This is a genomic window from Amygdalobacter nucleatus (assembly GCF_029167365.1).
Lineage (GTDB): Bacteria > Bacillota > Clostridia > Saccharofermentanales > Fastidiosipilaceae > Amygdalobacter > Amygdalobacter nucleatus.
Genome location: NZ_JARFNM010000002.1, coordinates 1 through 18,880, shown reverse-complemented (window position 1 = coordinate 18,880; position 18,880 = coordinate 1). Strand labels below are relative to the sequence as shown.

Here is an 18,880-nt window from a genome sequence, read left to right as displayed (position 1 = left end):
GCACCGCCAGACGATGGACTTGCAGCCTCGGTTGTTCCAGTGGACACGCCGGTAAATTCGCCGCACTCGCCACAGAAAACGATCTGCGCGAAACAGTGCTTGCAGGAGTAGCAGCGCCGTTTGCCGTTGTCGCTGGTATGGACCACGCGCCTGCGGACCAGCTCCTCTTGCACCCGAAGGAAGATGTCCTTCGGGATGATGGCCTCGTGGTCGCCTTTCACATAGTACTGCGGGACGGTGTCGTTGTTTTTGATGCGCTTCTTCGTCAGAAAATCTGTGATGTAAGTCTTTTGCAGGAGCGCGTCACCGATGTACTTCTCGTTGAGGAGGATCTTGTTGATAGTGCTGGTGTGACATTTTGTCTTGCAGCGCCGGTGAGGATACCGTCAGCCATAAGCCCGTCTGCAATCTTATCCATACCAAGGGTAAAAATCGGTGTGTTTCGAGGCAAAAACACGCTTTGATAAATTCCCGCGAACGACCGCGAAAATCTGACATCAATCTGGAGCAATCGAGCCATGTGGATGATAAGAACGCCTGCGTTATGAAGTCCATACCAGAGGAACCAGTGAAGGCGGCATGCGCCACGATGATGAACAAGCTGACATGGGGCAGGAGCAGAGTCCTCCTCCCATACGTGGAAATGCTGAAAGAAGGCATGAAAACCGATACACTGGACAGGCTTTCCAAACTGGAATCCCTTCTGGAAAAGAACGCTGAGCGCAGGGCGCAGATCACGCAGTTCTTCACGAAGGGGCTTCTCGATCCGGCGGTGTATGCGGAAGAAAGCGATACTCTTGTGGAAGAAGCGCAGAGGCTCACAAACGAGCAGAATCTCCTGACCGCGCAGGTAAGCGGATCGCATGAAAGGCAGGAGACTCTCGAGCAGCTTCTGAAGTACACGGCGAAGGGCAGAACCCTTACGGAATTTGATGACGCGCTCTTTACGGAGCAAGTTGATCACATCGTGGTTTATAAAAGAACGGAGATTGGATTTGCCATGAAGTGCGGAGCCGTTTTCCGGGAAAGGATATGACATGGAACATACACCATACGGCTATGACATCATCGGTGGCAGGGCTGTGGTCAATGAAAAACAGGCCGCCGTTATCCGGCGGATATGTGAAAATTACCTGTCCGGGATGTCTTTTATAAAGGCGGCGGCATCGGTGGGGCTGACCATGAGCCACTGCGGGGTCAAACGTCTGATACAGAATGAGCGGTATCTCGGCGATGGCTTTTACCCGCCGATGCTGACGAAGGAAATGGCCGACAGGGTCGAAGCGGAACGAATACGCCGGGAGAAGGCGCTGGGGCGTAACAGGAACAAAGGGAAAGGCGCGCCGAAAGGAACGGTTTATACAAAGTTTTCCGCTCCAAAAATCACGCTGAAATATGAAGATCCAGTCAGGCAGGCGGAGTACGCCTACAGCCTGATAAGAAATGGGGTGAACGGATAATGCAGATTGCAGGAAATGTCACAGTTATCCCGCCAAAGCGCACCATCGGGGCGCAGAAGAAAACGGAGAAGGTGCAGAAAACCAGGGTAGCAGCCTACTGCCGCGTTTCTACGGAATTTGAGGAGCAGGAATCCAGTTATGAGATGCAAGTCGAGCATTACACTTCCTATATCAAAAGCAATCTGGAATGGGAACTGGTTGAGGTGTACGCGGACGACTTGATCAGTGCAACGAATACAGCAAAAAGGGAATCCTTCAACCTCATGATACAGGACTGCCGGGATGGAAAAGTCGATATGATACTGACTAAGTCCATCAGTCGCTTCTCCCGAAATACGGTAGACTGCCTGAAATATACAAGAGAATTGAAGGATCTTAATATTGCAATCCTGTTCGAGAAGGAGAATATCAATTCCCTTGACGCCAAGGGAGAGGTCCTTATGACTATTATGGCGGCGCTTGCCCAACAGGAATCGGAATCCCTGTCGGCAAACGTCCGGCTCGGCATTCAGTTCCGAAATCAGGCAGGCAAGGTGCAGGTCAACCATAATCGGTTTCTTGGATACACAAAAGATGATGAAGGAAAACTTATCATCGTTCCGGAAGAGGCGGATATCGTTCGGCGCATTTATGCTGAATACATGGATGGAGCCAGTTTTCTCCAAATCAAAGGGGGCTGGAGGCGGATGGCATCCTGAACGGTGCGGGGAACGCTAAGTGGCATGAAAGTAATATCCGGCAGATCCTCATCAATGAAAAATACATCGGGGATGCACTCCTGCAAAAGACCTATACGGTAAATACACTCGATAAGAAACGAGTGGCCAATAACGGCCTTGCGCCGAAGTACTATGTGGAAGGCAGCCATGAGGCGATCATCGCAAAGGATGTTTATCTCCGGGTGCAGGCAGAAATCGCACGAAGGGCTAACATCCTGACGGATGGAAAGAAGCGGATCTACAGTTCACGGTACGCTCTTTCGAGCTTGGTGTTCTGCGGACACTGTGGGGACATCTTCCGCAGGATTAAATGGAACAACCGGGGATGCAAGTCCACGGTCTGGCGGTGCGTGAGCCGGGTACTGAAGAAAAGCAGCGGTATTGACTGCCCGGCAAGGACGATTCACGAAGAAGACCTGCAGGAGGCGGTGGTCATGGCAATCAACGATGCCTGGTCGAGAAGGGATTACCTCCTCCCCGTCTTGCAGGAAAACATCCGCTCGGTCTTGAATGAGGACACGGAAGAGCAACTTGCCGAGATCGATGTAGCCGTAAAGGCAAAACAGGAGGAACTGCTGAAAGCCGGGAAAAACCAGACGATGATCGATGAGATCGGAGATGCCATTATCAGCCTCCGGCAGGAGCGGCAGGATATCCTGACGAAGGCGGCGAAGAACACGGAGCTGAAGGAACGCATCGATGACCTTTCTGCCTTCCTTGATGGGCAGAATGCGGCGGTCACGGAACACTCCGAAACGCTGGTCAGACGGCTGATTGAGAAGATCACAGTCCACGATGAAAAGCTGACAGTGGAGTTCAAGTCGGGTTTTACAATCGATGTGGAGGCATAAGAGAATAAGGATGCAGAGACACTTCGCTGCGACGGAGTGTCTAATACTTATGTTGGGATATAGGATCAAGAATCTTCTTGACAAGTCAGCGATACCTAACTATAATGTTAACGTTGTCAACGTTTACGACGTTAACATATCTTTAGGGGGAAAGCAAATGGACACGAAAGACAAGATCCTTGAGGTCGCAAAAAAAGAGTTTATAAAAAGAGGATTCGAGGACGCGTCGATGCGGAGCATTGCCTCACAAGTCGGGATTTCCGCTACGGCGTTATACAGGCATTATTCGAATAAAGAAGAGATATTTGAAGCAGTAGTCGGTCCTGTTGTAGAGAAGTGGAATCGATTTTGCGACACGGAGAGAATCAGGCAGACATCGACCGCATGGGATCATGGGCTGGAAGCCATGTGGGAAGACGACCGGCAGCTTGGAATGATAGTGGATATGATCTACGAAGACATCGATGAACAGAGGCTCCTCTTCTGCGGAAGCGAAGGAACAAAGTATGAAAACTTCCTGCATGACCTTGTTACGAAAGTCCAAAAATATACGCTGCTGTTTATGAGCGGGCTGGAAAAGCCCGGAGTTCATGTAGAGCATGTGGATGGCAGAGAAATGCATCTTCTTTTAACCTCAGAGTATTCATGCATTCTTGAAATGCTAAAACACGATTTTTCGTATGATGAGGCGAGACACTATGCCTATACCGTCGCCATGTTCTTTACTGAGGGTTGGCGTAAGTTTCTCGGATTCTGACATCAATAATTCATATTCATAAAAACAGGAGGCAATCTGAATGAAGAAAAAAAGCACGATCTCTTGGGTAATGGAGTTTGCCGGACGGCGAGGAGGATTCTTCGTAGGCAGCGTGCTGCTCGCGATCCTTGGTGTCGTGGCATCCTTCATACCCTATCTGCTGATCGCAGACGTTGTGGAGAAATTGATAACAGGCGGCGCGGACTGGTCATATTACCTTAGACAGGTAACACTGATGGTTGTTTGCTGGATCATAAGAGTCGCACTTCACTCATCATCCACTACGCTGTCTCATGTGGCAACCTTTACCGTGCTTGGCGGGATCCGCAAACAACTGACCGCAAAGCTTTCGAGGATACCGCTCGGCTCCATTCTGGATGATCACAGCGGAACTTATAAAAATATCATCGTGGAACGAGTGGATGCCATGGAAACAACCATGGCACACATCATCCCGGAATTCACGGCAAATCTTTTGCTCCCGCTCATTATGTTCATTTATCTTCTTACGATTGACTGGCGAATGGGACTGGCAAATCTGATCCCTGTCGTGATCGGACTTTTTTTTGTTGCCGGCATGATGAAAGGCAGCGGCGAAAGCTTTCAGCTGACGCTGGAAAAAACAAAAAAACTGAATGATACGGCAGTGGAATACATCAACGGGATCGAAGTGATCAAGGCTTTCGGTAAATCCAAGAGCTCTTATGAAAAATTCGTTACTGCCGCCAAAGAAGGCGCAAGCTGCTTTATCGACTGGATGAGGCGCTGCATCTGGTGGTCGTCGGGAAGCCTTTCATTCACGCCCGCAACGCTTCTTGGCGTGCTTCCGGTCGGACTTCTGCTGGTCAGAGGCGGGAGCCTTACTGCTTCGGATTTTATCACTGGGGTCATCCTTTCGGCCGGACTTGTCACTCCGCTTGTAGTGGCTTTCTCCTACACCGATGACATCTCAAAGATGAGTGCGATATTCGGAGAAGTGACGGAGATACTGGAAAGAAAGGACATGGAAAGACCCGCCGCATTGACAGAGCAGCCGGAGGGCTCTGATATCAAACTGAGTGACGTCCGCTTTACATACAAGGAAAAGGAAGTGCTCCATGGCGTGAATATGGAGATCAAACAGGGTGACGTTACAGCGATCGTGGGACCCTCCGGCTCAGGAAAGAGCACCATCGCAAGGCTCATCGACTCCCTGTGGGATGTAGACAGCGGAAGCATCACCTATGGTGGTGTGGATATCCGAAATCTGCCGCTGGATTACTATGCGAGTCAGATTTCTTATGTAGCACAGGACAACTACCTGTTTGACATGAGCGTTCTGGAAAATATCAGGCTCGGCCGCAAGGGTGCATCTGAAGAAGACATTATAAATGCAGCAAAGGCTACTGGCTGCCATGAGTTCATTCTGGGACTGGAGCATGGATACGATACGGTTGTCGGCGGCGCTGGAGGACACCTTTCCGGAGGCGAAAGACAGCGTATCTGCATCGCAAGAGCCATGCTGAAAGACGCGCCGGTGGTGATTCTGGACGAGGCTACTGCCTATACGGATCCCGAAAACGAAACCCTTGTTCAAATGAGCGTGGCTAAGCTCGTTCAGGGAAAAACGCTGATCGTCATTGCTCACAGACTGTCTACCATCACAAGTGCCGATAAGATCTTTGTCGTAAATGAGGGAAATATAGAGGCGGCAGGAACGCACAACGAGCTTATTGCAGGCTGTCCGCTTTATCAGAAGATGTGGGAGGCCCACAGCGAGGCAAGAGACGCGGACACGGATTATACGGCATCCGCTGTCAGAGAGGAGGTTGCCCATGCTTAAAATGCTGAAGAAGTTCTTCGATTTCTGCAATACGGAGAACAGGAATAAGTTTTATAAGGCCCTAGCGCTGGGTGTGTTGGACGCTGTCTTTACCGCTATGAAGATCCCTGCTGCGTTCTTTACTGTGACGGCGGTTCTGAACAGGGACATAGGGACAAAGGAGATCCTGGTCGTTATTGGTCTCATGCTGATCTCCACAGTGGGAAAGATGATCATCAACCGCTATTCACAGATGATGCAGACGGAGGCCGGATATAATACGGCGGCCGGTAAGCGAATCGAGATCGGGGAGCATTTGAGATACCTCCCGATGGGGTACTTCAACGACACCAGTCTCGGTCACATCACATCTGTCACTACAAATTCTATGGAGCAGCTGGGGGATATCGCGACACGTGCCGTCATGATGATTTTACAAGGCTCCATAACTACGGTCATCATCGGTATCGGGCTGTTTGCGTTTGATGTGCGTATCGCAGTGATCGGATTGATTGGCATTGTCGTTTTCTGCGTGGTCAATATATTCACCAACAGAAACGTAGCGAGAGTTGCGGAGGAGAAGCTTCAGGCAGATAAGGATATGGTCGGCGTAGTGCTTGAATATATTCAGGGGATTGCCGAAATCCGTAATTACAATCTGGTGAGCGCGAACAACAGCAGACTGGAAAAAGCAATCGATCGAAAAAGAAAAGCGGATATCAGCGCCGAGACTGCGGCGATCCCCATGGTAGGCCTTCAGCAGCTTGTGTGCAAGCTGACGGGTGTGGTGATTGCAGGAGCATCCGTTTACTTCTGCATAAACGGAACGATGGCACTGAATTACACGATCACAATGCTGCTTTGTTCCTTTATCCTGTTTGAAATGCTGGATCTGGCAGGCGTATACACAGCACTTCTGAGAGTGATCGGAAGGTGTGTTGACCTTGCCAATGAGATTCTTTCCGTACAGCAGATGGACATTAACGGTGAGGATATTAAGCCGGAAAATCACGATATCCATCTTGACCATGTAAGCTTTGCCTATGAGAACAGAAAGATTATCGATGATCTCACACTTGACATCAAGGAAAAGACAACGACAGCAATTGTCGGACCCTCCGGAGGCGGCAAAACCACGGTTACATCTCTGATTGCCAGATTCTGGGATGTACAGGACGGAAAGGTGACGCTTGGAGGAAAAGATGTCAAGGATTACAGCTTCGATTCTTTGATGGAGAATTTCAGCTTTGTCTTCCAGAGGGTCTATCTGTTTGAGGATACCATTGCGAACAATATCCGATTTGGAAGGCCGGATGCACCGATGAAAGATGTAATCGAAGCTGCAAAGAAAGCTTCCGCGCACGACTTTATCATGGGACTTCCTGATGGGTATGAAACTATGATCGGAGAAGGTGGCGCAACGCTTTCCGGCGGTGAAAAACAGCGGATCGCCATAGCCAGAGCGATCATGAAAGATGCTCCGATCATTATTCTGGACGAAGCAACTGCCAATGTTGATCCAGAAAACGAAAAGGAGCTTACGCAGGCCATTGAAAATTTGACCAGAGAAAAGACGATCATTATGATCGCACACAGATTGAAGACCGTTCGTCATGCGGATCAGATCATCGTGATCGATAAAGGCAGGATCGTGCAGCAGGGCACGCATGAATCACTGATTCGGGAAGATGGAATTTATAGGAACTTTGTTTCCGGCAGACGCAGTGCTGTCAGCTGGAAGATAGCATAAAATAGAACAAAGAAAGACTAACTATTAAAAGTCAAGAAGAAAAAGCATGAAAATGCAGAAATGCAAATCGGATAAAAAGAACCTTGATAATTGCATAACGAAATAAGCACCACGAGGTGCTTGGCAAATAAGTCGTATAAGGTAGCGGTTTAAGCCAGAGGAATAAAGGCAACGTTTGCTTTCACCAAATGAAAGAGAACGCGAGTGAGTTTCTTGGCAGCATGGGAGACAGCAACATTGTAGGGTTTACCTTCTGCCCGTTTCTTTGCTAAATACGCATTGAACGTTGAGTCCCAATGACATACGTATTTAGTAGCATTAAAGATGGCATAGCGCAGGTATTTTGAACCTCTTTTCACCATTTTAGAATGCGTAGAAGTAAGCTGTCCCGACTGGTAAACAGAGGGATCCAGTCCTGCATAAGCAAGAACCTGCTCAGCAGAATTGAAATCCTTGAAGTTGTTGGTCTCACTGATAATGACGGCAGCCATTTTGTTGGCGATACCAGGGACAGAAGTAATGGGACTGTCGATCTTACTCATGAGCTCATTGATCTCTGACTCTATCTCTTCAATTTGCTGTTGATAGACTTGAATAAGAGCTATAGTTTGTTGGAGTTCCAATTCTTTTACTCAGCTTTTTATACCGATGGAAGAACAAGCAGCATCTCTTATGGAAAGAGCCTTAACGCGGCCGTAATGTCCCTTTGAAGCTGATGCAAGAAGATGAATGAGATGTGTGAGATTACAGTTGGCAATTTTGTCAGCAGAGGGTAACTCTGAGAGAAGTTGGTATACAGAATTCATGTGAAGACTGGGAACGAGGCTCTTCAGTTCGGGAAAGAGAATTTGGCAAAGTCTGACGAGAGAAACTTTCTTACTAGAGCAATCGGCAACAAGGGTCGCTCGATAACGGGTTAGTGATTTTAGTTCGGATAAATGGTAAAATGGCTGTGAGTAGGACTTGAGATCTTCGATTCTCAGCATAGTGGCAATGGTATGCGCATCGACGTGATCAGTTTTCGTCTTTCTAAGGTTCTGACCTTTTCTGAAAAGATTGGTATGTAACGGGTTGAGCAGAATGGGCTTGTAACCGACACTGTTCAAGAAAGCCAGAAGATTATCGCTGTAGTGACCTGTCGATTCAAGCCCTACTTTTATGTTGGTTGGTTTCTTAGAACAGGAATGGAGCACCTTCATGAGCTGTTCAAAACCGTCACGACTGTTCTTGAAGGTAAATACTTCAATGAAACACTTGCCATTAGCATCTAGGATAACACAGTCGTGTTTATCCATGGCTACATCAATTCCTGCGTAAAACATAGCAGACCTCCAGTAAAAAATTAGACACTGTATTGCCCCACAGACTTGTTTGTTCTCACGTAACCTCGTGCTACATAAAACGTCATGCGTTATCTAACTAATTACCGCTTAAACAAACGGCTGTGGTTATTGCCTTTCTTAAAACGTCTATGCGTTAGGAGATAAATACTAATCCACAGCGTCTGTTAGAGATTATAAGACCTTGCTGAGGGTCTATAAAAACTACAAATCTAATAATACGAGGAGAAATAATGGAAACAATAGTATCCGCTTTATTAGTTTTTGTTTCTACATCCATTGACTACTTAGTTGTTTTGACTATTTTATTCGCTAGTCAAGGAAAGAAAGGTTTGAAATCAATTTATGTAGGGCAGTATTTAGGTACAGGACTGCTTGTACTGGCTAGTCTTATTGCCGCTTACTTTTTAAATTTTATTCCACAAGATTGGATTATCGGACTCCTTGGCCTAATTCCGCTAGGTCTTGGTATAAGAGCAATTTTTGTGGATGAAGATATTGATGAAGAAGATATCGAGGGAAAAATTACCGGAGATGGATCAAAAATCTTAGCATTTACAAGTTTAACAGTAGCAATGGGTGGAGATAATTTAGGAATTTATATCCCCTATTTTACAGGAAAGAGTTTGATTGAGATTAGTATAAGTTTAGTAATATTTGCCTTAGGGATTTTGATTCTATGCAAATCATCTCAAAATCTCGCCTCAATTTCTGCTATCGGAGAGACTGTGGAAAAGTACGAAAAAGTAATTGTACCTGTCGTGTTTATTGGACTCGGTCTATATATATTAACTGAAAATGGGACGATTAATTATTTCATAGGTCAAGTCCTAAAAGTGGTGTAAATTCATTTCCTTCCCTTTATCTGCTATTTTTATGTTCAAACTCAAACGAGAAAATAAGTGGTGCTTCCACCGTCACGGCGCTTCATTGTGCTATCTGATGCAGTAATGCGAACATAAAAATCGTGTATGACAGTCGAAAAATCCCATTCGTGCAAATGTGTTGCAATATGCGATACAGTATTTTACGATGTGTGCATGGAGATTGGTTGATATGGCAGTTACTAAAAGTGCGAATGTGAATGTGAGAATACAAGAAAATATTAAGCAGCAGGCGGAGCAGATTCTGGAAACTATTGGAATTCCTAGGGCTACTGCTATTGACATGTTTTATCGTCAAATCATTCTTAATAAGGGTATTCCATTTTCGCTTACTATTCCAAAGTCGTTTCCAGCACAAGATGATATGGATGAGAAAACGTTTAACGCGTTGGTGGCTAAAGGTTATGATCAGGCGGTTCATGGTGATAGTTATCCGATAGATGATGTTTTTGAAGAGCTTGGACGTTGATTAGCAGCCGTGGTGTGAACTTGGTTTTAGAAGAATACGCGTAAAAAATTATTACGTTTATTTTTGTGTTGATGATAGTAGAAAAGAAGTTCAAATACTCGCGGTTATCTACGTGAGAAGAGACCAGACTAAACAACTGGAACAATTGTAATGTAAACGTTGTTATTAAGCCAATCTTAAACTTTTTAACGATAGCTTTTCCTATCGTTAAAAAGTGCACCCAATATCCATAGTGTGCACTCAAAAAAGTGTAGCTATACTTGGAGTTCTCTCAATCCACGTTGAGACGGTCGTATTGATGTCACGGGTTGACCGGTGAGGTGCATAAAAGTGCCGTATTTCCGGGATTTTCGGGCAATGGGCCGTCAGCGTCAGCGGGCGAAATTGACCGCAAAAACCGCTCCGACAGAACATATCAACTGCTTCTGCCAGAGGGTTGAGTTAGTGATATGGATGTTTTTGTGATAGGGTTGAAACAGTGATATGGATGACCGAAGGGAAATCTGTATTTGTTGATGCAAATAACATAAGAATATGCAGTTGCTACCGCTGGTTGCGTAATTGCAAACTGCTGTGTATGGAGTTCTACCCGATGTTCAGGTATGCTCTGAATGAAAGGAGGAAAACGTGGTACTTTCAGAAAAACTATATGAGCTTCGAAAGAAAGGCGGCCTTTCACAGGAGCAGCTTGCAGAGCAGTTGGGCGTATCCAGACAGGCGATATCAAAGTGGGAATCCGGTAAGGCAATTCCAGAAAGCGATACTCTTATTTCCATCAGTAAGTATTTCAATGTAACGCTTGATTATTTGATGAAAGAAGATGGCTCTGCCGTATCTGAATCGGTGGCAAACACCGAGAGTGATCAGCCGAGAACAAATACCAGAAGAGAAAAGCGTATTCTTGGAATAGTCACCTGTATTGCTGGAATTGTTTGTTTGATTGTTTGGGGACTCGTTTCAATTTTTATGCCATCAACGTCAAGCCAAATCAGTGATTCATCAATGATTACCATAGACGGAGATGGAATATTTCTGATTATCTGCCTTGCGGCCATAATTGCCGGCGCAGTTTTGCTCCTTAAGAGTACATCTAACAAATAAGGAGGATCTTTATGAAGGCTTTATCTACTGTATTTTTGGTTATGGCAGTTCTTCTGTCTGATGTTATGTGCGCCGTTGTTGCATATAACTACTCCGACATGAAGTGGGGTATTCAATATGCCGGTTATAGTGCCCCTGCATCTGCTGCTTTTTTTACTGCAATCCCATATGCTATTGGAATCATTGTATGTGTTATTTTGGCCATCTTCTTCAAGAAGAAAATGGGATAACAGAGACAGGCCAAGGCTCCCACACTGCCATCAACGGTAGTATGGGAGCCTTGTTTTATGCCTCTATGTCGATTGTGATGCCGGATTTGAAGTCTACGGTAAAGTGGTCATCGAAGACGGTGATCTTTTCAATTAGGCGGCTGACCAGTGTCTCATCAAACTCTGTGATGGTGGCAGGCTGGCTCTTGACGAAATCCTGCAGGTCCCGGATTTGCTTCATCTGTTCATCCTTGATGACGCTGTCCACCTCGGCCTGCCTGCGCTGATCCCGGAGGCGGAGAATCTCATCCGCGATGGCGTCGTAATCGTCCTTCTGGTTAACCTTCTTCAGGAGCTCTTTTTGCAGCTTGTTCAGCCGCTCGTCTATGACATCCGGTGAGAGGGCATCACCCTGCAGGACTACCGTAGCTATGTTCGCCCGTAGCGTTTGCAGGAAATCGTCCTTCTGGCAGAGCACCCGGTTAATGGCATCGATTACCACCTGTTCCAGAAGCGTTTCATTGACTGTCCGGTTGTGGCAAGCGTGGCCGGTGGCCTCCAAGCGGCTGCAGCACCGCCAGACGATGGACTTGCAGCCTCGGTTGTTCCAGTGGACACGCCGGTAAAATTCGCCGCACTCGCCACAGAAAACGATCTGCGCGAAACAGTGCTTGCAGGAGTAGCAGCGCCGTTTGCCGTTGTCGCTGGTATGGACCACGCGCCTGCGGACCAGCTCCTCTTGCACCCGAAGGAAGATGTCCTTCGGGATGATGGCCTCGTGGTCGCCTTTCACATAGTACTGCGGGACGGTGTCGTTGTTTTTGATGCGCTTCTTCGTCAGAAAATCTGTGATGTAAGTCTTTTGCAGGAGCGCGTCACCGATGTACTTCTCGTTGAGGAGGATCTTGTTGATAGTGCTGGTGTGACATTTTGTCTTGCCAGCGCCGGTGAGGATACCGTCAGCCATAAGCCCGTCTGCAATCTTATCCATACCAAGGGTAAAAATCGGTGTGTTTCGAGGCAAAAACACGCTTTGATAAATTCCCGCGAACGACCGCGAAAATCTGACATCAATCTGGAGCAATCGAGCCATGTGGATGATAAGAACGCCTGCGTTATGAAGTCCATACCAGAGGAACCAGTGAAGGCGGCATGCGCCACGATGATGAACAAGCTGACATGGGGCAGGAGCAGAGTCCTCCTCCCATACGTGGAAATGCTGAAAGAAGGCATGAAAACCGATACACTGGACAGGCTTTCCAAACTGGAATCCCTTCTGGAAAAGAACGCTGAGCGCAGGGCGCAGATCACGCAGTTCTTCACGAAGGGGCTTCTCGATCCGGCGGTGTATGCGGAAGAAAGCGATACTCTTGTGGAAGAAGCGCAGAGGCTCACAAACGAGCAGAATCTCCTGACCGCGCAGGTAAGCGGATCGCATGAAAGGCAGGAGACTCTCGAGCAGCTTCTGAAGTACACGGCGAAGGGCAGAACCCTTACGGAATTTGATGACGCGCTCTTTACGGAGCAAGTTGATCACATCGTGGTTTATAAAAGAACGGAGATTGGATTTGCCATGAAGTGCGGAGCCGTTTTCCGGGAAAGGATATGACATGGAACATACACCATACGGCTATGACATCATCGGTGGCAGGGCTGTGGTCAATGAAAAACAGGCCGCCGTTATCCGGCGGATATGTGAAAATTACCTGTCCGGGATGTCTTTTATAAAGGCGGCGGCATCGGTGGGGCTGACCATGAGCCACTGCGGGGTCAAACGTCTGATACAGAATGAGCGGTATCTCGGCGATGGCTTTTACCCGCCGATGCTGACGAAGGAAATGGCCGACAGGGTCGAAGCGGAACGAATACGCCGGGAGAAGGCGCTGGGGCGTAACAGGAACAAAGGGAAAGGCGCGCCGAAAGGAACGGTTTATACAAAGTTTTCCGCTCCAAAAATCACGCTGAAATATGAAGATCCAGTCAGGCAGGCGGAGTACGCCTACAGCCTGATAAGAAATGGGGTGAACGGATAATGCAGATTGCAGGAAATGTCACAGTTATCCCGCCAAAGCGCACCATCGGGGCGCAGAAGAAAACGGAGAAGGTGCAGAAAACCAGGGTAGCAGCCTACTGCCGCGTTTCTACGGAATTTGAGGAGCAGGAATCCAGTTATGAGATGCAAGTCGAGCATTACACTTCCTATATCAAAAGCAATCTGGAATGGGAACTGGTTGAGGTGTACGCGGACGACTTGATCAGTGCAACGAATACAGCAAAAAGGGAATCCTTCAACCTCATGATACAGGACTGCCGGGATGGAAAAGTCGATATGATACTGACTAAGTCCATCAGTCGCTTCTCCCGAAATACGGTAGACTGCCTGAAATATACAAGAGAATTGAAGGATCTTAATATTGCAATCCTGTTCGAGAAGGAGAATATCAATTCCCTTGACGCCAAGGGAGAGGTCCTTATGACTATTATGGCGGCGCTTGCCCAACAGGAATCGGAATCCCTGTCGGCAAACGTCCGGCTCGGCATTCAGTTCCGAAATCAGGCAGGCAAGGTGCAGGTCAACCATAATCGGTTTCTTGGATACACAAAAGATGATGAAGGAAAACTTATCATCGTTCCGGAAGAGGCGGATATCGTTCGGCGCATTTATGCTGAATACATGGATGGAGCCAGTTTTCTCCAAATCAAAGGGGGCTGGAGGCGGATGGCATCCTGAACGGTGCGGGGAACGCTAAGTGGCATGAAAGTAATATCCGGCAGATCCTCATCAATGAAAAATACATCGGGGATGCACTCCTGCAAAAGACCTATACGGTAAATACACTCGATAAGAAACGAGTGGCCAATAACGGCCTTGCGCCGAAGTACTATGTGGAAGGCAGCCATGAGGCGATCATCGCAAAGGATGTTTATCTCCGGGTGCAGGCAGAAATCGCACGAAGGGCTAACATCCTGACGGATGGAAAGAAGCGGATCTACAGTTCACGGTACGCTCTTTCGAGCTTGGTGTTCTGCGGACACTGTGGGGACATCTTCCGCAGGATTAAATGGAACAACCGGGGATGCAAGTCCACGGTCTGGCGGTGCGTGAGCCGGGTACTGAAGAAAAGCAGCGGTATTGACTGCCCGGCAAGGACGATTCACGAAGAAGACCTGCAGGAGGCGGTGGTCATGGCAATCAACGATGCCTGGTCGAGAAGGGATTACCTCCTCCCCGTCTTGCAGGAAAACATCCGCTCGGTCTTGAATGAGGACACGGAAGAGCAACTTGCCGAGATCGATGTAGCCGTAAAGGCAAAACAGGAGGAACTGCTGAAAGCCGGGAAAAACCAGACGATGATCGATGAGATCGGAGATGCCATTATCAGCCTCCGGCAGGAGCGGCAGGATATCCTGACGAAGGCGGCGAAGAACACGGAGCTGAAGGAACGCATCGATGACCTTTCTGCCTTCCTTGATGGGCAGAATGCGGCGGTCACGGAACACTCCGAAACGCTGGTCAGACGGCTGATTGAGAAGATCACAGTCCACGATGAAAAGCTGACAGTGGAGTTCAAGTCGGGTTTTACAATCGATGTGGAGGCATAAGAGAATAAGGATGCAGAGACACTTCGCTGCGACGGAGTGTCTAATACTTATGTTGGGATATAGGATCAAGAATCTTCTTGACAAGTCAGCGATACCTAACTATAATGTTAACGTTGTCAACGTTTACGACGTTAACATATCTTTAGGGGGAAAGCAAATGGACACGAAAGACAAGATCCTTGAGGTCGCAAAAAAAGAGTTTATAAAAAGAGGATTCGAGGACGCGTCGATGCGGAGCATTGCCTCACAAGTCGGGATTTCCGCTACGGCGTTATACAGGCATTATTCGAATAAAGAAGAGATATTTGAAGCAGTAGTCGGTCCTGTTGTAGAGAAGTGGAATCGATTTTGCGACACGGAGAGAATCAGGCAGACATCGACCGCATGGGATCATGGGCTGGAAGCCATGTGGGAAGACGACCGGCAGCTTGGAATGATAGTGGATATGATCTACGAAGACATCGATGAACAGAGGCTCCTCTTCTGCGGAAGCGAAGGAACAAAGTATGAAAACTTCCTGCATGACCTTGTTACGAAAGTCCAAAAATATACGCTGCTGTTTATGAGCGGGCTGGAAAAGCCCGGAGTTCATGTAGAGCATGTGGATGGCAGAGAAATGCATCTTCTTTTAACCTCAGAGTATTCATGCATTCTTGAAATGCTAAAACACGATTTTTCGTATGATGAGGCGAGACACTATGCCTATACCGTCGCCATGTTCTTTACTGAGGGTTGGCGTAAGTTTCTCGGATTCTGACATCAATAATTCATATTCATAAAAACAGGAGGCAATCTGAATGAAGAAAAAAAGCACGATCTCTTGGGTAATGGAGTTTGCCGGACGGCGAGGAGGATTCTTCGTAGGCAGCGTGCTGCTCGCGATCCTTGGTGTCGTGGCATCCTTCATACCCTATCTGCTGATCGCAGACGTTGTGGAGAAATTGATAACAGGCGGCGCGGACTGGTCATATTACCTTAGACAGGTAACACTGATGGTTGTTTGCTGGATCATAAGAGTCGCACTTCACTCATCATCCACTACGCTGTCTCATGTGGCAACCTTTACCGTGCTTGGCGGGATCCGCAAACAACTGACCGCAAAGCTTTCGAGGATACCGCTCGGCTCCATTCTGGATGATCACAGCGGAACTTATAAAAATATCATCGTGGAACGAGTGGATGCCATGGAAACAACCATGGCACACATCATCCCGGAATTCACGGCAAATCTTTTGCTCCCGCTCATTATGTTCATTTATCTTCTTACGATTGACTGGCGAATGGGACTGGCAAATCTGATCCCTGTCGTGATCGGACTTTTTTTTGTTGCCGGCATGATGAAAGGCAGCGGCGAAAGCTTTCAGCTGACGCTGGAAAAAACAAAAAAACTGAATGATACGGCAGTGGAATACATCAACGGGATCGAAGTGATCAAGGCTTTCGGTAAATCCAAGAGCTCTTATGAAAAATTCGTTACTGCCGCCAAAGAAGGCGCAAGCTGCTTTATCGACTGGATGAGGCGCTGCATCTGGTGGTCGTCGGGAAGCCTTTCATTCACGCCCGCAACGCTTCTTGGCGTGCTTCCGGTCGGACTTCTGCTGGTCAGAGGCGGGAGCCTTACTGCTTCGGATTTTATCACTGGGGTCATCCTTTCGGCCGGACTTGTCACTCCGCTTGTAGTGGCTTTCTCCTACACCGATGACATCTCAAAGATGAGTGCGATATTCGGAGAAGTGACGGAGATACTGGAAAGAAAGGACATGGAAAGACCCGCCGCATTGACAGAGCAGCCGGAGGGCTCTGATATCAAACTGAGTGACGTCCGCTTTACATACAAGGAAAAGGAAGTGCTCCATGGCGTGAATATGGAGATCAAACAGGGTGACGTTACAGCGATCGTGGGACCCTCCGGCTCAGGAAAGAGCACCATCGCAAGGCTCATCGACTCCCTGTGGGATGTAGACAGCGGAAGCATCACCTATGGTGGTGTGGATATCCGAAATCTGCCGCTGGATTACTATGCGAGTCAGATTTCTTATGTAGCACAGGACAACTACCTGTTTGACATGAGCGTTCTGGAAAATATCAGGCTCGGCCGCAAGGGTGCATCTGAAGAAGACATTATAAATGCAGCAAAGGCTACTGGCTGCCATGAGTTCATTCTGGGACTGGAGCATGGATACGATACGGTTGTCGGCGGCGCTGGAGGACACCTTTCCGGAGGCGAAAGACAGCGTATCTGCATCGCAAGAGCCATGCTGAAAGACGCGCCGGTGGTGATTCTGGACGAGGCTACTGCCTATACGGATCCCGAAAACGAAACCCTTGTTCAAATGAGCGTGGCTAAGCTCGTTCAGGGAAAAACGCTGATCGTCATTGCTCACAGACTGTCTACCATCACAAGTGCCGATAAGATCTTTGTCGTAAATGAGGGAAATATAGAGGCGGCAGGAACGCACAACGAGCTTATTGCAGGCTGTCCGCTTTATCAGAAGATGTGGGAGGCCCACAGCGAGGCAAGAGACGCGGACACGGATTATACGGCATCCGCTGTCAGAGAGGAGGTTGCCCATGCTTAAAATGCTGAAGAAGTTCTTCGATTTCTGCAATACGGAGAACAGGAATAAGTTTTATAAGGCCCTAGCGCTGGGTGTGTTGGACGCTGTCTTTACCGCTATGAAGATCCCTGCTGCGTTCTTTACTGTGACGGCGGTTCTGAACAGGGACATAGGGACAAAGGAGATCCTGGTCGTTATTGGTCTCATGCTGATCTCCACAGTGGGAAAGATGATCATCAACCGCTATTCACAGATGATGCAGACGGAGGCCGGATATAATACGGCGGCCGGTAAGCGAATCGAGATCGGGGAGCATTTGAGATACCTCCCGATGGGGTACTTCAACGACACCAGTCTCGGTCACATCACATCTGTCACTACAAATTCTATGGAGCAGCTGGGGGATATCGCGACACGTGCCGTCATGATGATTTTACAAGGCTCCATAACTACGGTCATCATCGGTATCGGGCTGTTTGCGTTTGATGTGCGTATCGCAGTGATCGGATTGATTGGCATTGTCGTTTTCTGCGTGGTCAATATATTCACCAACAGAAACGTAGCGAGAGTTGCGGAGGAGAAGCTTCAGGCAGATAAGGATATGGTCGGCGTAGTGCTTGAATATATTCAGGGGATTGCCGAAATCCGTAATTACAATCTGGTGAGCGCGAACAACAGCAGACTGGAAAAAGCAATCGATCGAAAAAGAAAAGCGGATATCAGCGCCGAGACTGCGGCGATCCCCATGGTAGGCCTTCAGCAGCTTGTGTGCAAGCTGACGGGTGTGGTGATTGCAGGAGCATCCGTTTACTTCTGCATAAACGGAACGATGGCACTGAATTACACGATCACAATGCTGCTTTGTTCCTTTATCCTGTTTGAAATGCTGGATCTGGCAGGCGTATACACAGCACTTCTGAGAGTGATCGGAAGGTGTGTTGACCTTGCCAATGAGATTCTTTCCGTACAGCAGATGGACATTAACGGTGAGGATATTAAGCCGGAAAATCACGATATCCATCTTGACCATGTAAGCTTTGCCTATGAGAACAGAAAGATTATCGATGATCTCACACTTGACATCAAGGAAAAGACAACGACAGCAATTGTCGGACCCTCCGGAGGCGGCAAAACCACGGTTACATCTCTGATTGCCAGATTCTGGGATGTACAGGACGGAAAGGTGACGCTTGGAGGAAAAGATGTCAAGGATTACAGCTTCGATTCTTTGATGGAGAATTTCAGCTTTGTCTTCCAGAGGGTCTATCTGTTTGAGGATACCATTGCGAACAATATCCGATTTGGAAGGCCGGATGCACCGATGAAAGATGTAATCGAAGCTGCAAAGAAAGCTTCCGCGCACGACTTTATCATGGGA

At 47.8% G+C, this 18,880-nt stretch carries 15 protein-coding genes and 4 pseudogenes; 16 read left to right on the top strand and 3 right to left on the bottom strand.

From position 1 onward, the window contains the following. Positions 1–418, bottom strand: a pseudogene (locus PYS62_RS07355) (recombinase family protein); the annotation flags it as partial. 126 nt (positions 419–544) lie between these two features. Between PYS62_RS07355 and PYS62_RS07350 the strand changes: the two are divergent. The 6 genes and pseudogenes from PYS62_RS07350 (at position 545) to PYS62_RS07325 (ending at position 7,338) form a co-directional block, all read left to right on the top strand. Then, complete coding sequence (locus PYS62_RS07350) at positions 545–1,036, top strand: hypothetical protein (RefSeq protein WP_315574097.1); 492 nt, start codon at positions 545–547, stop codon at positions 1,034–1,036. Between the two features lies 1 nt (position 1,037). Then, positions 1,038–1,460 (top strand): serine integrase family protein, encoded by a 423-nt coding sequence (locus PYS62_RS07345; RefSeq protein ID WP_066713985.1) that lies wholly within the window; start codon positions 1,038–1,040, stop codon positions 1,458–1,460. Continuing rightward, positions 1,460–3,030 (top strand): annotated as a pseudogene (locus PYS62_RS07340) (recombinase family protein). The gene PYS62_RS07345 and the pseudogene PYS62_RS07340 overlap by 1 nt, the downstream one beginning before the upstream one ends. A 49-nt stretch (positions 3,031–3,079) precedes the next feature. Continuing rightward, positions 3,080–3,787 carry a TetR/AcrR family transcriptional regulator gene (locus PYS62_RS07335; RefSeq protein ID WP_315574096.1) on the top strand — a complete coding sequence of 236 codons (708 nt, stop codon included), beginning with the start codon at positions 3,080–3,082 and terminating at the stop codon, positions 3,785–3,787. A gap of 40 nt (positions 3,788–3,827) precedes the next feature. Beyond that, complete coding sequence (locus PYS62_RS07330) at positions 3,828–5,609, top strand: ABC transporter ATP-binding protein (protein WP_066713991.1); 1,782 nt, start codon at positions 3,828–3,830, stop codon at positions 5,607–5,609. Continuing rightward, the gene (locus PYS62_RS07325) at positions 5,602–7,338 is read left to right on the top strand and encodes an ABC transporter ATP-binding protein (RefSeq protein WP_066713995.1); all 1,737 of its coding nucleotides are present in this window, start codon (positions 5,602–5,604) and stop codon (positions 7,336–7,338) included. Before PYS62_RS07330 ends, PYS62_RS07325 begins: the two co-directional genes overlap by 8 nt. A 149-nt stretch (positions 7,339–7,487) precedes the next feature. Here PYS62_RS07325 and PYS62_RS07550 read toward each other — a convergent pair. Continuing rightward, positions 7,488–8,660: pseudogene (locus PYS62_RS07550) on the bottom strand (IS110 family transposase). Positions 8,661–8,911: 251 nt separating this feature from the next. Between PYS62_RS07550 and PYS62_RS07310 the strand changes: the two are divergent. From PYS62_RS07310 to PYS62_RS07295, 4 genes are all read left to right on the top strand, one after another. Continuing rightward, on the top strand, positions 8,912–9,523 hold the full coding sequence (locus PYS62_RS07310; protein ID WP_315574098.1) for a CadD family cadmium resistance transporter: 612 nt from the start codon (positions 8,912–8,914) through the stop codon (positions 9,521–9,523). 211 nt (positions 9,524–9,734) lie between these two features. Next, entirely contained in the window at positions 9,735–10,031 is a 297-nt protein-coding gene (locus tag PYS62_RS07305) for a type II toxin-antitoxin system RelB/DinJ family antitoxin (RefSeq protein WP_066713976.1), read from the top strand. A gap of 627 nt (positions 10,032–10,658) precedes the next feature. Next, positions 10,659–11,132, top strand: coding sequence for a helix-turn-helix domain-containing protein (locus PYS62_RS07300; RefSeq protein WP_066713979.1), 474 nt, complete (start codon positions 10,659–10,661; stop codon positions 11,130–11,132). Positions 11,133–11,143: 11 nt separating this feature from the next. Beyond that, a complete protein-coding gene (locus PYS62_RS07295; RefSeq protein ID WP_156422960.1) occupies positions 11,144–11,362 on the top strand; it encodes a hypothetical protein in 219 nt (72 codons plus the stop codon). Between the two features lie 55 nt (positions 11,363–11,417). On the opposite strand, the gene PYS62_RS07290 is transcribed toward PYS62_RS07295, so the two are convergent. Next, a complete protein-coding gene (locus PYS62_RS07290; RefSeq protein ID WP_315574206.1) occupies positions 11,418–12,332 on the bottom strand; it encodes a recombinase family protein in 915 nt (304 codons plus the stop codon). 126 nt (positions 12,333–12,458) lie between these two features. Here PYS62_RS07290 and PYS62_RS07285 point away from each other — a divergent pair, with 126 nt between their 5' ends. From PYS62_RS07285 to PYS62_RS07260, 6 genes and pseudogenes are all read left to right on the top strand, one after another. After that, the gene (locus tag PYS62_RS07285; RefSeq protein WP_315574097.1) at positions 12,459–12,950 is read left to right on the top strand and encodes a hypothetical protein; all 492 of its coding nucleotides are present in this window, start codon (positions 12,459–12,461) and stop codon (positions 12,948–12,950) included. 1 nt (position 12,951) lies between these two features. Then, a complete protein-coding gene (locus tag PYS62_RS07280) occupies positions 12,952–13,374 on the top strand; it encodes a serine integrase family protein (RefSeq protein WP_066713985.1) in 423 nt (140 codons plus the stop codon). Beyond that, positions 13,374–14,944: pseudogene (locus PYS62_RS07275) on the top strand (recombinase family protein). Before PYS62_RS07280 ends, PYS62_RS07275 begins: the two are co-directional and overlap by 1 nt. A gap of 49 nt (positions 14,945–14,993) precedes the next feature. Further along, positions 14,994–15,701 (top strand): TetR/AcrR family transcriptional regulator, encoded by a 708-nt coding sequence (locus PYS62_RS07270; RefSeq protein ID WP_315574096.1) that lies wholly within the window; start codon positions 14,994–14,996, stop codon positions 15,699–15,701. Between the two features lie 40 nt (positions 15,702–15,741). Beyond that, the gene (locus PYS62_RS07265; RefSeq protein ID WP_066713991.1) at positions 15,742–17,523 is read left to right on the top strand and encodes an ABC transporter ATP-binding protein; all 1,782 of its coding nucleotides are present in this window, start codon (positions 15,742–15,744) and stop codon (positions 17,521–17,523) included. After that, positions 17,516–18,880 (top strand): ABC transporter ATP-binding protein (locus PYS62_RS07260; protein ID WP_315574214.1); only part of this gene is annotated, 1,365 nt, incomplete at its 3' end. The genes PYS62_RS07265 and PYS62_RS07260, both read left to right, overlap by 8 nt.

Bases quoted from the DNA above. Each gene is read 5' to 3' on its own strand.
- PYS62_RS07335 (WP_315574096.1), top strand. From the start codon at position 3,080: ATGTTGGGATATAGGATCAAGAATCTTCTTGACAAGTCAGCGATACCT.
- PYS62_RS07350 (WP_315574097.1), top strand. From the start codon at position 545: ATGAAGTCCATACCAGAGGAACCAGTGAAGGCGGCATGCGCCACGATG.
- PYS62_RS07290 (WP_315574206.1), bottom strand. From the start codon at position 12,332: ATGGATAAGATTGCAGACGGGCTTATGGCTGACGGTATCCTCACCGGC.
- PYS62_RS07325 (WP_066713995.1), top strand. From the start codon at position 5,602: ATGCTTAAAATGCTGAAGAAGTTCTTCGATTTCTGCAATACGGAGAAC.
- PYS62_RS07285 (WP_315574097.1), top strand. From the start codon at position 12,459: ATGAAGTCCATACCAGAGGAACCAGTGAAGGCGGCATGCGCCACGATG.
- PYS62_RS07280 (WP_066713985.1), top strand. From the start codon at position 12,952: ATGGAACATACACCATACGGCTATGACATCATCGGTGGCAGGGCTGTG.
- PYS62_RS07295 (WP_156422960.1), top strand. From the start codon at position 11,144: ATGAAGGCTTTATCTACTGTATTTTTGGTTATGGCAGTTCTTCTGTCT.
- PYS62_RS07305 (WP_066713976.1), top strand. From the start codon at position 9,735: ATGGCAGTTACTAAAAGTGCGAATGTGAATGTGAGAATACAAGAAAAT.
- PYS62_RS07265 (WP_066713991.1), top strand. From the start codon at position 15,742: ATGAAGAAAAAAAGCACGATCTCTTGGGTAATGGAGTTTGCCGGACGG.
- PYS62_RS07345 (WP_066713985.1), top strand. From the start codon at position 1,038: ATGGAACATACACCATACGGCTATGACATCATCGGTGGCAGGGCTGTG.
- PYS62_RS07270 (WP_315574096.1), top strand. From the start codon at position 14,994: ATGTTGGGATATAGGATCAAGAATCTTCTTGACAAGTCAGCGATACCT.
- PYS62_RS07330 (WP_066713991.1), top strand. From the start codon at position 3,828: ATGAAGAAAAAAAGCACGATCTCTTGGGTAATGGAGTTTGCCGGACGG.
- PYS62_RS07310 (WP_315574098.1), top strand. From the start codon at position 8,912: ATGGAAACAATAGTATCCGCTTTATTAGTTTTTGTTTCTACATCCATT.